General features: G+C 41.9%; 12 protein-coding genes. All 12 read right to left on the bottom strand.

The window, feature by feature from the left end; genetic code table 11:
• Position 1 precedes the first annotated feature (1 nt).
• A complete protein-coding gene (locus AC6IZR_RS05670) occupies positions 2-2,011 on the bottom strand; it encodes a DUF1430 domain-containing protein (protein WP_497848217.1) in 2,010 nt (669 codons plus the stop codon).
• A gap of 219 nt (positions 2,012-2,230) precedes the next feature.
• Positions 2,231-3,220, bottom strand: a complete 990-nt coding sequence (gene lplA / locus AC6IZR_RS05665) for a lipoate--protein ligase (protein WP_497848216.1) — start codon at positions 3,218-3,220, stop codon at positions 2,231-2,233.
• Positions 3,221-3,288: 68 nt separating this feature from the next.
• Positions 3,289-4,995: a dihydrolipoyl dehydrogenase gene (lpdA, locus tag AC6IZR_RS05660; RefSeq protein ID WP_021153221.1), complete on the bottom strand. Its 1,707-nt coding sequence runs from the start codon at positions 4,993-4,995 to the stop codon at positions 3,289-3,291.
• 39 nt (positions 4,996-5,034) lie between these two features.
• Positions 5,035-6,078: a dihydrolipoamide acetyltransferase gene (locus AC6IZR_RS05655; RefSeq protein WP_021153222.1), complete on the bottom strand. Its 1,044-nt coding sequence runs from the start codon at positions 6,076-6,078 to the stop codon at positions 5,035-5,037.
• A gap of 439 nt (positions 6,079-6,517) precedes the next feature.
• On the bottom strand, positions 6,518-7,510 hold the full coding sequence (locus AC6IZR_RS05650; RefSeq protein WP_023026810.1) for an alpha-ketoacid dehydrogenase subunit beta: 993 nt from the start codon (positions 7,508-7,510) through the stop codon (positions 6,518-6,520).
• Positions 7,511-7,526: 16 nt separating this feature from the next.
• Positions 7,527-8,495 (bottom strand): thiamine pyrophosphate-dependent dehydrogenase E1 component subunit alpha, encoded by a 969-nt coding sequence (locus tag AC6IZR_RS05645; protein WP_070666546.1) that lies wholly within the window; start codon positions 8,493-8,495, stop codon positions 7,527-7,529.
• A 219-nt stretch (positions 8,496-8,714) separates the two neighbouring features.
• Positions 8,715-9,881: an ATP-grasp domain-containing protein gene (locus AC6IZR_RS05640; protein ID WP_497848215.1), complete on the bottom strand. Its 1,167-nt coding sequence runs from the start codon at positions 9,879-9,881 to the stop codon at positions 8,715-8,717.
• A 21-nt stretch (positions 9,882-9,902) separates the two neighbouring features.
• On the bottom strand, positions 9,903-10,643 hold the full coding sequence (locus AC6IZR_RS05635; RefSeq protein ID WP_418620254.1) for an esterase family protein: 741 nt from the start codon (positions 10,641-10,643) through the stop codon (positions 9,903-9,905).
• Between the two features lie 38 nt (positions 10,644-10,681).
• Positions 10,682-11,509, bottom strand: a complete 828-nt coding sequence (locus AC6IZR_RS05630) for an alpha/beta hydrolase (protein ID WP_497848214.1) — start codon at positions 11,507-11,509, stop codon at positions 10,682-10,684.
• 93 nt (positions 11,510-11,602) lie between these two features.
• A complete protein-coding gene (gene trmFO / locus AC6IZR_RS05625; protein WP_497848213.1) occupies positions 11,603-12,937 on the bottom strand; it encodes a methylenetetrahydrofolate--tRNA-(uracil(54)-C(5))-methyltransferase (FADH(2)-oxidizing) TrmFO in 1,335 nt (444 codons plus the stop codon).
• Positions 12,938-13,091: 154 nt separating this feature from the next.
• Positions 13,092-13,796 carry a DUF3307 domain-containing protein gene (locus AC6IZR_RS05620; protein WP_497848212.1) on the bottom strand — a complete coding sequence of 235 codons (705 nt, stop codon included), beginning with the start codon at positions 13,794-13,796 and terminating at the stop codon, positions 13,092-13,094.
• Positions 13,780-14,457, bottom strand: coding sequence for a SatD family protein (locus AC6IZR_RS05615; protein ID WP_497848211.1), 678 nt, complete (start codon positions 14,455-14,457; stop codon positions 13,780-13,782). The genes AC6IZR_RS05620 and AC6IZR_RS05615 overlap by 17 nt, the downstream gene beginning before the upstream one ends.
• Positions 14,458-14,539: the final 82 nt, after the last annotated feature.

Below are 14,539 nucleotides of genomic sequence, written 5' to 3'. Positions count from 1 at the left end.
ATTAGGCTCCTTTCAGTACAGTGGCTAACAAGTGGTCTTCTTTATGAGACCGGTACAGGAGAATGAACCAAGCATTAGTAATAAATAGAAAGAGAGTGACAAGAGCAATCCACCATTCTTGAGTGAGAAGGAATACCAAGAGGCTTCCTAATAGCAAGAGGCTACTTTCTGAGAGCAAAATCATTTGGTGAATGTTTACAAATCCCAGACCTGCAATCTTCTTCAAGAAGATTTGTTTTCTAAACTCTTCAAAATATAGGAAATTCATAGTGTTAAAAAGAAGAACAGAGGTTGCTATACCAAAGACTCCTCCTGCAATCGCCATGAGATTTTCTATTTGTATTTTTTGGGCCATTTGCTGGTAAACGTCCACTGCATAGTCGTACTGACTAACACTTTTTTCAAGATCATACTCAGCAACAAGCTTCTTACTATTCTCAAGTCCATTAAAATAAAGGTAGGGATTTAGATGGGTGAAATATGGATTCTCATAGCCTCCAAAACTTTCAGGTTGTATAACCACTAAAACAGGATCTGTAAAGAATTGTTTATAGCTGATTGGTGTGTTGTTGTAGATAAAGCGTTTTTGATGATTCGGAATATACGTTACCTGCGCCTTCATTGATAAGGTGATATTTCCTTGATCATCTCGAGGAGATAGATAATCTTTATATCGTTTGATCATCTCCTCTTCTCGACCTTTTAATTTTTCTGGAAGCAAGAGACCAAATTCTCCTGCTTGTAAGTGATTTAAGTGATTTTTCTCTTCAGGAGATACTGGAACACCTTGGATTTCGAGGTAATTTGGAGTTACATAGAGAGTTCGTGCAAGTGGATCGTAATCTGTGATTGAAAACTCTTTACCTGTACTAAGATCCGTCATAACTCCTTTTGAACTAAAAGATACGAGATTATGATAAGCTAAAAGACCACCATTTTCAATACCAGACTCGATGAGCTTAGACCATTTTGCTCTGTTCTCAATTTGCGTCTCTTTGTTTGTTTTCTGTGAAAAATCCTCCCGAGTGACACCAATTTGAACCCAGTTCGACTGTTTAGACCAAGCCTCACTTCCCTCTTGATAAGTCAGCCAGATAGAGCCATAGATGCTGACACGATGAATTGAGAGACCAATGACAGTGATTGCAAGAAATTGACAAATAAAGAGGAAAACCAAAATGCGCTTTAATGGAACTTTCCCTTTTAGAAGGGTGACTAAATGCATTGTTTGAATACTATATGCAAAAATGAAGGATAAGATGGCAGATAAAATAAGTAACATCCCATTGTAAATGATACTACTTGAAATGATGACGGAATAGGTAAAAGGTGTTAATTGGAAAGAATAAATCAAAACCGCACCCATTATACTTGCGACAATACATCCCAAAAGCAACTCTATACTATCATCTTTTAAGGAATGTCCAAAAAGCTGCAAGCGTCTCATTCCTGAGATATATCGAATCCCAGCGCTTCTCATTTCAAGTGTTTTTTGTATAATAGTCAAAGCGCTAAAACTAATGATAAAAATAACCAAGGCAAGTGATTGTGAACCTGAGCCAAAAAAGGCAATAAAGGTCTGCAGAGGATTTGGTTTCTCTATAAAAGTTTGTGAGAAACCAAGAGTATGAAGCGTTTGATCCAGCTTTTCAGTTTCTAATTCACCTGATAATACATAATAATTCACTACCAGGCTTTCATTGGCAGCCAGTTCTTTCTTCTCTCTTTTAATTCCAAGAGGAAGTTTTCCCTCTCCGTAGATTTCATAGGTGAAAACAACCTGCCCTTTAGAATCTGTTCTTTGTATCTGACGGGCAATTATACTATGATTTTCCCTTGCCAAACGGTCTAAACTAGAAGATAAGTCTTCATATGTGACGCTCTTTTCTCGTCTCAGCACACCTACTACCGGAAGACTGCTGTGGATAACCGTATTTGGAGAAATAAAGGCAATCCAAATCAAAAAGCTAGAGATGAAAAGGTTTGATAAAACAATAAAGACACGTTTCATATCATCACACTTTCTAAAGCAGAAAAGGAAAGTAATACCTAGCTAGTCAATTAATTTCGTTGTTTAGTGGTTACTGAGTATTAAAAAATCATATTTATATTTTTGTAATCGAATACATTTTTCCACCTTTACTATACTACAAAATCCTTAGTAAAACAACTATTTCTATGTGAAACTAGTTTCAAAAAAGAGACCCGCTTCTGCGAATCTCTTACGACTTTATTCCACCACTGCTTCAGCAATTTCTTCTGCAGTGATACCTGCAAAGTAACGACCTAGGTTAATGGTTCGAAGGGCTTTGAGGACGTCTTCACGTTCGTATTTAACGCCACGAAGAACCTCTTCTACTGCTGCAACGTCTTCGATACCGAAGAAGTCACCGTAGATCTTGATGTCTTGGATTTTTGATTCAATGACATTAGCGAAGATTTCCACCTTACCGCTTGGGAATTTTGTGCCACGACGGACATTGTATTCAGGAGACTTTCCATAGTTCCAATCCCAGGTACCGAACTTGGTTTCCTTGATACGATTAATTTCAGCCAATTCTTCATCCGAGAAGACATATTCTGTCATCTCAGGGTATTCTTTCTTCATGTAGTCCAAAAGTAGGTCCCGGAACTCTTCAACCGTGATTTTTTCTGGCAACTCATCGATGATATTGGTCACACGAGCACGGACTGATTTAACCCCTTTGGACTCAAACTTGTCTTTAGATACCTTGAGAGCATTGGCAAGGACTGACAAATCAACGTCAAAAAGAAGGCAACCATGGTGCATGATCCGACCATTGATGTAAGCTTGGGCATTTCCACAGAATTTCTTGCCATCAATCTCTAAGTCGTTACGACCCGTGAATTCAGCCTTAACCCTAAGTTGAGCCAAGGTGTTGATCACAGGAGTTGAGAAGCTCTTGAAGTCAAAGGCCTTGTTTTCATCTTCTTTTGAAATGATGGTGTAGTTGAGGTTGTTCAAATCGTGATAAACAGCCCCACCACCACTGATCCGGCGAACCACTTCAATCCCATGCTCCCGAACGTAGTCGCGATTGATTTCTTCGATGGTATTTTGGTGGCGACCGACGATAATGGATGGTTTGTTAATCCAGAGAAGGAAGATTTGATCCTCATCTAAAAGGTGTTTAAAGGCATACTCTTCCAAAGCAATATTAAAAGTAGTATCATTTGAATAATTAATAATGTATTTCATAAGATTCCTTTATATACGATAGAGACTGGTCCAGCATTTGCTGTCCAGCCATTCTATCATTTCAAATACTATTTCTTCTTAGGTGAGTGAACTGCCAAGCCAAGTACATCCGCAAAGGCTTCGTACATCACTTCTGAGAAGGTTGGGTGACCATGAATAGTCTTGAGCATTTCTTCTACAGTGATTTCCATCTCAATGATGGTTGAAGCTTCGTTGATCAATTCAGCAGCTGCTGGACCAATGATATGAACCCCAAGAACTTCACCGTATTTCTTGTCTGCAATAACCTTAACAAAACCTTGAGCCGCATCAGATGCAATGGCACGACCGTTCGCCGCAAAGTTAAACTTACCGATTTGAACATCGTATTTCTCACGAGCTTGTTCTTCGGTTAAACCAACAGCCGCCACTTCTGGAAGGGTGTAGATAGCTGCAGGCGTCAAGTTCAATTTGGCAACAGCATGGTTTCCTTTAAGGGCGTTTTCAGCCGCTACTTCACCCATACGGAAGGCAGCGTGAGCCAACATCTTAGTACCGTTGATATCGCCTGGCGCATAGATACCTGGAACAGATGTTTCCATGTATTCATTGACCTTGATCCGTCCACGATCCAATTCAAACTCGACTTCACCGATTCCTTCAAGATCTGGAACACGGCCGATTGAAAGAAGGGCTTTATTCGCGATGATATCATCTTTGCCTTCAACCTTGATACGGAGTTTACCATCTTCTTCAATGATTTCTTGCAATTTCGTATCCGTCAAGATTGTCATACCCTTACGTTCAAGGATTAAACGAAGGTTCTTAGATACTTCCGCATCCATAGCTGGAACGATACGGTCCATCATTTCGATGACTGTTACTTTTGAACCAAAAGTCATGAAGGCTTGACCAAGTTCGATACCGACAACCCCGCCACCGATGATCACGAGGCTTTCTGGAACTTCGTTCATTTCAAGGATGTCATCACTGGTCATGACAAGGGATGATTCCATACCAGGAACGTTAATCTTGCTGACTTTAGAACCACCAGCAAGGATGATTTTCTTGGTTTCAAGCAATTCAGAACCATTGACCAAGACATTCTTATCCTTAGTGATAGTACCGATACCCTTATGAACATCCACTCCGTAGCTACGAAGAAGTCCTGCAACTCCACCGACGAGGGTATTTACGACCTTGTTCTTGGTTTCAAGAACCTTATCCATATCTACTGAGAAACTTGGATTTTCAATGATAATACCACGGTTTGCCGCATGACCAATATTTTCGATAATTTCAGCGTTGTGGAGGTAAGTCTTAGTTGGGATACATCCGCGGTTCAAGCACGTTCCACCAAGTTCAGATTTCTCAACAAGAGCAACCTTACCACCTAATTGAGCTGCCTTAATAGCAGATACGTAACCAGCAGGACCCCCACCGATCACTACGATATCATAAGCGTCATCACTCTTATTGTCATCGTTTGAAGCACTTGCTGCAGCTGGTGCTGGACTTGCTTCTGGTGTTGCTGCTCCAGCTGTAGGGATGTTTTCCCCTTCTTCACCAAGATAACCGATTACTTCTGTTACAGGAACAGTTTCTCCATCCCCTTTCAGGATAGCGATCAAGTAGCCATCTTCTTCCGCTTCCAACTCCATGCTGACTTTGTCTGTCATGATTTCAAGGAGAACTTCTCCTTCTTTTACAAATTCGCCGACTTTCTTATTCCACTGAACGATTTGTCCTTCGGTCATATCTACGCCGGCTTTTGGCATAATTACTTCTAAGGCCATTTTATTTCCCTCATTTTCTTGTTTCTATTCTCTCGTTGATTAGACCAACATTGAAATCGGGTCTTCAATCAAGGCTTTCAAGTCTTTCATGAATTTGGCACCAGCCATTCCATCGACAACGCGGTGGTCAATGGTCAAGCCCAAGCTCATGATTGGACGAATGACAATTTCACCATTCACAACAACTGGTTTTTCAACCGTTGAACTAACCCCTAGGATAGCAGAGTTTGGTTGGTTGATAATCGGTCCAAATGATTGAACGCCAAACATCCCCAAGTTACTGATGGTAAAGGTTGAATTTTGCAATTCACTTGGAGCAAGCTTACCATCCAAGGTACGTCCGATAACGTCCTTGAAGGCTACGACCAACTCTGACAAGGTCATCTTTTCAGCATTATAGACAACCGGGGTCATGAGACCATTGTCCATCCCAACTGCCATTGCCAAATTGACATAGTTGTGAGTGATGATGGTTTTGCCATCATCTGTCAATGACGCATTGATGTATGGATGTTTCATCAAGGTCTTAACCACTGCTAGAGAAAGCAAATCTGTTACAGTGACTTTCTTGCCAGTGGCCTCCATAATTGGATCCAATACCTTCTTACGAAGGGCCAACATTTGAGACATATCAACGTCATAGTTCAAAGTAAAGGTTGGTGCTGTCAAGTAAGATTCCACCATCCGTTGAGAGATCACCTTCCGCATTGGTGTCATCGGAATCCGCTCGATCTCACCATAAGGTGTCACATTATCTGGAACTTCTTCCACTTTCTCAATTTGAGCAGGTGATTTAATCGTATCGTTTTCGATATTTTCAGGAAGGAAGGCTAAAACATCCTTCTTCATAATCTTACCACGATGACCAGTTCCTTGGATTTCTTGCCAAGCAATATTATGCTCTAGTGCAATTCGTTTTGCAAGTGGTGAAATGCGAACCACATTTGTGTCTTTATAGGTTTCCACGTCTTCTTTGTGGACACGACCGTTTGCGCCTGAACCAGAAACATCATAGAGGTTGATCCCAAGATCATCCGCTAATTTTCTAGCCGCAGGAGTCGCTCTTAGCTTATCATCAGCCATGACCTCTCCTATTCTATTATAAGATATCAAGGACGTAGAGGACAAAGAAAAAATAGGAGATTGACGCTGTGTTCGATGAACACAAGGAAATCTATCTTTTTTTCACAGTCCTCCGTCCGGATTCAGTTATAAGATACTAAGGGCGTCAAAAGTCACAGTGAAAATAGGAAACTTGACGAAGAAACTTTAGTTTCTAGGTAAGTTTATCTTTTTCACACAGACTTTAGCCCGAGTTCAATTTTATGATGCAAAGGGCGTTTAAAAGCGACCGAAAAATAGGAAATCGACGCAGACTTCGATGAAGTCAAGGAGATTTATCTTTTTTCCGAGCTTTTAGCCCGTGCTCTAATCTAAGAAATTAAGGACGTAGAAGACTCTGCACCTAAAAAGTACAAAGTTTCTCGTCTAATTAATTTTTTTACATAATTTATGTTATGTATTATTCTTTGTTATATGTTTTACGAATGGCATCTTTGATGCTTTCAACTGTTGGAATCATTGCATTTTCAAGGTTTTGTGCGTAAGGCATTGGCACATCTTCCCCCGCACAACGGCGGATTGGTGCATCCAAGTAATCAAATGCTTCTGATTCAGAAATAATAGCTGAAATTTCACCAATATAGCCACTTGTTTTGTGGGCATCATTGACAAGGACTACTTTTCCTGTCTTCTTGACAGAATTAATAATAATCTCTTTATCGAGTGGGACCAAGGTCCGTGGATCTACTACTTCTACTGAGATGCCTTCTTCTGCCAATTCTTCAGCTGCCTGCATAACACGACGAAGCATTTTTCCATAGGTTACGACAGTGACGTCAGTTCCTTCGCGTTTGATTTCTCCGACACCAAGTGGAATCGTATAGTCTGGATCCACTGGCACTTCCCCTTTTTGGTTGAATTCTGATTTATACTCAAGAATGATTACTGGGTTGTTATCACGGATCGATGACTTGAGAAGTCCCTTCATATCTGCTGGAGTTCCAGGAGCAACAACTTTCAAACCAGGAATATGAGTAAACCATGATTCCAAGGATTGGGAGTGTTGAGCTGCAGATCCAACTCCATTACCAGCAGCACAGCGGACTGTCATCGGGACTTGACCTTTACCACCAAACATGTAGCGAGTTTTAGCAGCTTGGTTGACAATAGCATCCATGGCAATTACTGAGAAATCCATGAAGGTCATATCAACGATTGGGCGAAGTCCAGTCATGGCTGCACCTGCTGCTGCACCTGAAATCGCGGCCTCAGAAATCGGACAGTCACGGACACGTTCTGGACCGAATTCCTCAAGCATTCCTACTGAAGTTCCGAAGTCTCCACCGAAAACCCCGACATCTTCTCCCATCAACAATACATTTTCGTCGCGACGCATTTCCTCAGACATAGCAAGGATAATGGTATCGCGGAAAGACATTAATTTAGTTTCCATAATTCTCTACTCCCCCTTAGTCTGCGTAAATATCTTCGAAAGCTGATTCGAGTGGAGGGAATGGGCTTTCTTCCGCAAATTTCACTGAAGCTTCCACTGCTTCTTTTACTTCTTCTTGGATCTGATCCAATTCTTCTGCGCTCGCAATCTCATTTTCAAGGAGATACTTGCGAAGGTTTTCGATTGGATCTTTCTTCTTCCACTCTTCGACTTCTTCACGTGTTCGGTATTTACCAGGGTCAGATGAAGAGTGACCAAGCCAACGATAGGTGACACTTTCAATCAAGACAGGGCCTTTACCAGAGCGAACATGGTCGACTGCCTTCTTAAATCCTTCATAGACATCAATAACGTTGTTCCCATCAGGAATAAACATACCAGGAATGCCATAAGCAGCACAACGCTCATGGATATGCTGGATATTGGTCATTTTCTTGATATCGGCAGAGATTCCGTAACCGTTATTGATACAGTAGAAAATTACTGGCAGATTCCAGATGGAAGCCATATTGACTGCTTCGTGGAAGACACCTTCGTTGGTTGCGCCGTCCCCAAAGAAGCAGACAACAATCTTACCAGTCTTTTTCATTTGTTGAGTAAGAGCTGCACCTACTGCAATTCCCATACCACCACCAACGATCCCGTTGGCACCAAGGTTACCAGCATCCAGATCAGCGATATGCATGGAGCCGCCTTTCCCCTTACAAGTACCGGTATACTTACCAAGGATTTCTGCCATCATGCCATTCAAATCGATTCCTTTAGCAATGGCTTGTCCGTGTCCACGGTGGTTAGATGTCAGCAAATCATCGTCGTTTAAAGCCAACATAGCGCCAACGTTTGCTGCTTCTTCCCCAACAGAAAAGTGCGTCATTCCTGGCACTTTCCCTTTTTTTACTAACTGTGCAATTTTTAAGTCCATGCGACGGATTTCTTCCATTTTACGGAACATTTCCAATAAGAGACTTTTATCTAATGTTGCCATCATTTCGCCTTTCTTAGCATTTATTCATTCTCTTTCATTCTAGCCAAAAATGAAAGCACTGTCAAAAATAATGCTCATATGATTTCACAAACTTTATTCCTTGGAAGAAGGTTTTATAAGCTTTTTAAAATCCAAATACAATATTTCACAATCTTTTCTCTTCTTCCTTTGCTATACATATAAAAAAACCGATAGGATCCTATCCTACCGGTCGTTATCTTATGATTGGCGTTGGCCAAAGTCATGAATCATTTGTTCCAATTCTTCACGACTAGGTGTTGTAAGCATATAGAGGTAATCTCCCTGAAGTTCCGCAAAGGCTGCAGGCATATCTTTCTTGACACGGAATTGATCATGGTATTTAGCCAAAACTTCTTCCTCTGACAGAGTATAAGCTGCATTGGCACGACGAGAAGTTGCCAAGCAATAAAGGGGTTCAAACTCAGAAGCTGGGAAGGGTTCCCCTGCTACGATGGCAGCATAGCCACGGTACAAATCAATCGAGTGAGCGTAGTTGTAGACATCGATGGTAAAGCCACCTGCAGGGCGATTATTGTACTCGATCGCAATATAGTCATCCCCATCGCGGAAGAACTCAATGTGGAAGAAACGTTCCTTCATGCCAAAGGCTTTGACAATCGCTTCCCCGTATTGACGCAATTTTGGATCCATCTCTTTAAGAACATAATAAGAGTTATCCATCTTGTAGAGCATCAAATCGAGCGGCGTATAGGCATAGTCAAAAGTAGTCGAGAAGACAATATTACCATCACGATCGACCAGACCATCAAAGGTACAAATCTCGCTAGAAGTGACGAATTTCTCAAAGAAGTACTCGGTATGGCCATCCCATTCAGCTTTGAAATGGTCCACATCTTCTGCTGTTTCGATCTTGAAGGTCGCTGCTGCTCCTACCCCATTGTCGGGCTTAGCAATCAATGGCAAGCCAATCTTCTTCACAGCCTTATCAACGTCTTTTTCTGTTTTAACTACTGCACCAGGTACGACTGGGACTCCAGCCTTCTTGAAGAGTTTCTTCATTTCTGATTTGAACTTGGTTTTCTTCAGATCTTTTGGCTTAGCCCCGAAGACATTGAATTGCTCCCGAAGCGCCGCATCCAATTCCAACCAATACTCATTGTGGGATTCGATACGATCAATTGGGCCATGTTTGTAAAAGAGAAAGGCTACTGCACGCTTCACTTCATCCAGATTTTCCAAGTTTTCAACACGGAAATATTCTGTTAAGCTGTTGCGCAAAGGCTCATCTAACTGTTCATATGGCTCTTGACCAATTCCCAAGACAGTGATCCCTTTATTAGCCAGTTCGATTGTAAATTGTTGGAAGTTTTGTGGGTAATATGGTGAAATAACGATATAATTCATTGAGGTCTCCTCCCTTTTTACTTATAGATACATTTGGCCTAGGAAATATGGCATTTGTTTGCGCCACCATTCCCAATCGTGGGCGACATCATGTCCCCATTCAGCGAACCATGCAGGAATATTTTTGTGATCAAAGGCTTCTTTCAGTTTGTAGAAAGATGGAAGTCCATCTTGTTCCCAAGCTCCTAAACCAGTACAAATAACGATTTCGGCCTGACGGTAACGATCGATAAACCAGCCATCATTTTGGTTCCAAATATAATCAGATGGAGAATTTTGGTAAATGGCTTCATCGCCTCCAAAATCACCAACAAAGAAACGAGCGTCATAGACACCACTCAAGGCAATCACTTTGTTGAAGACATCTGGATGTTGCAAGAAGAAATTAAGCGCGTGGTAAGCTCCCATTGAGCAACCAGTTGTCATCATCGGATCAAACCAGCCTGTTTTGTGTTTGATAAAAGGAATGGCTTCTTCAATCACATAACGTTCATACGCTCGGTGCATTTCTGCTCGATCGTGAGGATTCTTCCAATTACAAAGCCAGCTATCACTATCCACACTAGAAAGGGTAAAGAATTGAACCCGTCCTTCTTCGATAAACTGAGCACAAGCATCAATCATACCAAAGTCATAGTACTCGTTATGGCTTCCACCTGATGAAGCGAAGACCACAACAGGAATACCAGCATGTCCATAGCGGTTCAGATACATTTCACGGTTGAGTTGGCCACTCCAGTGGCTTAAATGTTCAATATTCATAAGTTTCCTCTTTCCTTTATTTCTTTATTTACAGTCTATTAATCCCATTTTTCTGCCAAAAAGCGAAGGCATTCTGGTAAATGTTCAGCCCAAGCTTCTTCATGGTGAATAGCACCGGATTGAATCCGAATGGCAATATGATTGAGATCGACCCCTTGTTGGATGACGTCGTGATAATAACGAAGAGATGAATCGATATAGGATTGCTTGATGTTCCCTGCCATCAAAGTTTTATCTGTATCATCCGCCTCTTCAGTCCCCACATAGATGTAGATCCGTTGGTCTGCATATAATTTTTTGCGTTCGATATAATGATTGAAGGCATCTTGGTGCAGCCAGTTAGCGGATGAAAAGACACCTAAACAACCAATTTGATCTTGGTACTCTAAGCCCAAGAATTGGGTAATATTTCCCCCCAAGGAAGAACCAATCATGGCCGTATGTTCTCGATCAGCAAGAGTCCGGTATTCTTGGTCGATAAAAGGTTTCACCACCTCCATGACAAATTCGCCGTACTCAACTCCCTTGCCACCAAATTGCATGCCAGGAATATTGGATTCCTTGTACTTCCAGGCAGAGTATTCGTTCATGCGTTGGAAACCATCATTATCGATCGCAACAACAATCATGCGACTAATATCTGGATTCCGCTTAATGGCTGGAATGACTTTCCAGGAATGACCCGCATAAGCTTCCTTGCTGTACAAAACGTTTTGCCCATCGTGGAAATAAACCACAGGGTAACGTCTATCTGTATCCGTTTCATAATTCTTAGGTAATAAGACTCGCACACGACGGAGTTTTCCGGTATAAGGCACTTTCAACTCGTGTGTCTTCATATCTAAATAAAAATAGGATTTGTTCATTGTCAGAAAACTCTCTATATTCTAAATTTTATTCATTATACCATTTTTAGAAGAAAAAGTCTGGATTTTCTCCAAACTTTTTCCTTTATTGGGTTATTTTTCCATAAACTGAGCCAAATCTTGTAAAGAACGTTCGGCAATTTTCTCATAACGTTCCTTTTTATCCCGAATGCGTGGTCCTTCTAGCTCTTTGATAATCCCGAAGTTGACATTCATGGGTTGGAAATGCTTGCTGTCGGCATGAGTGATATAGTGAGCCAGACTTCCGATGGCTGTCGTTTCAGGGAAAATCGCTGCTTCTTCTCCTTTGAAAAGGCGAGCTGCATTGATTCCAGCTACCAAACCTGAGGCAGCTGACTCCACATAGCCTTCTACCCCTGTCATTTGACCTGCAAAGAAGAGATTAGCTTGTTTCTTAGAACGATAAGTTTGTTCAAGCAGATTTGGAGAATCCATGTAGGAATTGCGGTGCATGACGCCGTATCTCACAAACTCCGCATGTTCCAAACCTGGAATCATTTGGAAAACCCGTTTTTGCTCACCCCATTTAAGGTGAGTTTGGAAGCCGACGATATTGTATAGGCTAGCTGCCGCATTGTCTTGACGTAACTGAACAACTGCATAGGGTGTCTTAAACTCCCCATCACGTGGCCCTTTGTAGTCATCTGGATACTCGAGTCCGACTGGCTTCATAGGACCATAGAGCATGGTTTTGATGCCTCGTTTAGCCATGACTTCAATGGGCATACAACCTTCAAAATACTTTTCTTTTTCAAAAGAGTTGAGCGGGGCTTCTTCTGCATTAACCAAGGCATCGTGAAAATCCATAAATTCTTGTTTGGTCATTGGGCAGTTGAGATACGCCGCTTCTCCCTTGTCATAACGAGACTTGAGGTAAACCTTGTTCATATCGACAGTATTGACATCGATGATTGGAGCTGCTGCATCATAGAAATAGAAACCATCGCCACCATTAAGGGCATGGATCTTTTCTGCCAAGGCATCGCTGGTTAGAGGCCCCGTTGCGACCACTGTGATGGCATCTGTCGGCAATTCAGTAATTTCATCACGAATGACTTCAATAAGAGGATGTTGGGACACCTTCTCCGTCACCCGGCTAGCAAAACCTTCTCGGTCCACAGCAAGTGCTCCACCGGCTGGTACACGAGTCGCTTCCGCTGCTTCAAGGATGACAGAACCCAGACGGCGCATTTCTTCTTTGAGGAGCCCGACAGCATTGGTGAGAGAATCCCCACGAAGAGAGTTGGAACAAACTAGCTCCGCAAAGTTGTCTGTTTTATGTTGCGGAGTGGATTTGACCCCCCGCATTTCATAAAGCTTGACCGGAATTCCCTGTTGGGCAATCTGATAAGCTGCTTCGGAGCCAGCAAGGCCAGCACCGATCACATTGATATAAGATTGAGACATGACACTAATACCTCTTTGGGTATCCAAACACTCTGCTGGACTGTTTGACACCCACAAATCTTTCTAATTTTCTACTTGGTCCATTATACCAAAAAGCCAAGTAAAAAGACAGGGAGGCTTTTCCTTCCTGTCTTAGACTTTACTATTTATTTTCTTATAGACACAACCAAGCTGCTAAGAGGGCAGATAGGATACTGAACAAGGACCCGATCAAGTAATACTCCGCAAAGGCTGGATTCTCCGAAATTTTATTATAGCGGGCGATGGATTTGGCTGTAAATACTAGGCCGATAGAAGCAAATTGCCCATAGACCAGACAGGCACCAATCACCAAACGCTCTAAAAAGCCAATCATGGAACCAGCCCCAGTGATCGTATCCATTTTCTTCTTGCTGGTGGGTTGATACTTGGTAAACAGAATTTTAAAGGCAATATTGCTCGGTTTCCCAACTAGGAGGACATAAAAGATTAGATTTAAAGTGTCCAGAGGCAGATAGGTCGAACCATTCTTCGCTCCTAAAAGGACTAGATACGTCAAGATACCAATATGCAAGACTTGATCCAAGGCAAAGGTCCATGCGGTTGGTAATTTCAATTGCTTCTGCACGATCGGTTTTAAGAAATCTATTCCAGCATGAGTCAGTAAAATGACCAAGCAAATCCACCACAAATCTAAATGAAAGAGCGAAACAATGAACAAAGGCAAAGCCACATACAGAATGTGAAGTCCGAGCACCTTCTTATCCTGATCCTTGCGATCCGCCATCTTCTGACTTTGAAAATAATAATCCGATAACAAATGACAAATCAACAAGAGGATCAAATATGGATTCGTTACGATACTAGACAATCCGCTCATGGGCCTCTCCTTTCTCTAAGCTATGAATACAAGCTAGTGTTGCTGCTCGTCCCCGTAAATAAACACGAATACTGCTACTCTTTAAGCGCTTGGACAGGGCACTTGGGTTAAGCCCTAGCGATTGGGCCAAATCCTGCTGGCTAAAGTTTTCACTATAGACAGCTCTCTTTAGCAGATTGAGTAGGATCTCTTCCTGACTCTCTCGCCAACCCGAACGTATGGCTTCTCCGGAAGCGATGAGCGCATTCACCAATGAGTCCTGGCTGTCATTACCGCTCAAAAAATAGATCTGGGTGTTGCCATAATCATTTTTCTGATGGACCAGATTAATAGCTGCACGAGCATTCCAATAGGCTGGTCCATCTGCACCGATACTTTGCAGAGGATCAATATCCGTTACAATCTCCCCGAGGCCAATGCCGAAACGAAGTTGAGTCGGTTTTAGTTCTGAACGCAGGGTATCGATAATTTGAAAAACGGGAGCCTCTACTTTCAAAAGCGCCTGAAACTCATCGCCCAAAGTTAAGGTAAAAGCCGATGCTAGGTAGCCTTTAAAAAGCTCATTGATCTTTTGAAGCGTTTTTTCTAACTGTTTTTGAAGGTCAAAACGTTCTTGTACAATTTTGGAATCAATCACATCTGCAATCAAAGCAAGATACATAAGCCCACCTCCTTATGTCTATTATAACGAAAATACTAAAAAATGTCTATTATAACAGACATTTGTAAAAATTGCCGTTATA

The organism is Streptococcus mobilis (assembly GCF_059727625.1).
The sequence above is the reverse complement of the archived record's forward strand: the minus strand, read 5'-3'. Positions and strand labels throughout refer to the sequence as shown.

Bases quoted from the DNA above. Each gene is read 5' to 3' on its own strand.
- AC6IZR_RS05670 (WP_497848217.1), bottom strand. From the start codon at position 2,011: ATGAAACGTGTCTTTATTGTTTTATCAAACCTTTTCATCTCTAGCTTT.
- lplA (WP_497848216.1), bottom strand. From the start codon at position 3,220: ATGAAATACATTATTAATTATTCAAATGATACTACTTTTAATATTGCT.
- lpdA (WP_021153221.1), bottom strand. From the start codon at position 4,995: ATGGCCTTAGAAGTAATTATGCCAAAAGCCGGCGTAGATATGACCGAA.
- AC6IZR_RS05655 (WP_021153222.1), bottom strand. From the start codon at position 6,078: ATGGCTGATGATAAGCTAAGAGCGACTCCTGCGGCTAGAAAATTAGCG.
- AC6IZR_RS05650 (WP_023026810.1), bottom strand. From the start codon at position 7,510: ATGGAAACTAAATTAATGTCTTTCCGCGATACCATTATCCTTGCTATG.
- AC6IZR_RS05645 (WP_070666546.1), bottom strand. From the start codon at position 8,495: ATGGCAACATTAGATAAAAGTCTCTTATTGGAAATGTTCCGTAAAATG.
- AC6IZR_RS05640 (WP_497848215.1), bottom strand. From the start codon at position 9,881: ATGAATTATATCGTTATTTCACCATATTACCCACAAAACTTCCAACAA.
- AC6IZR_RS05635 (WP_418620254.1), bottom strand. From the start codon at position 10,643: ATGAATATTGAACATTTAAGCCACTGGAGTGGCCAACTCAACCGTGAA.
- AC6IZR_RS05630 (WP_497848214.1), bottom strand. From the start codon at position 11,509: ATGAACAAATCCTATTTTTATTTAGATATGAAGACACACGAGTTGAAA.
- trmFO (WP_497848213.1), bottom strand. From the start codon at position 12,937: ATGTCTCAATCTTATATCAATGTGATCGGTGCTGGCCTTGCTGGCTCC.
- AC6IZR_RS05620 (WP_497848212.1), bottom strand. From the start codon at position 13,796: ATGAGCGGATTGTCTAGTATCGTAACGAATCCATATTTGATCCTCTTG.
- AC6IZR_RS05615 (WP_497848211.1), bottom strand. From the start codon at position 14,457: ATGTATCTTGCTTTGATTGCAGATGTGATTGATTCCAAAATTGTACAA.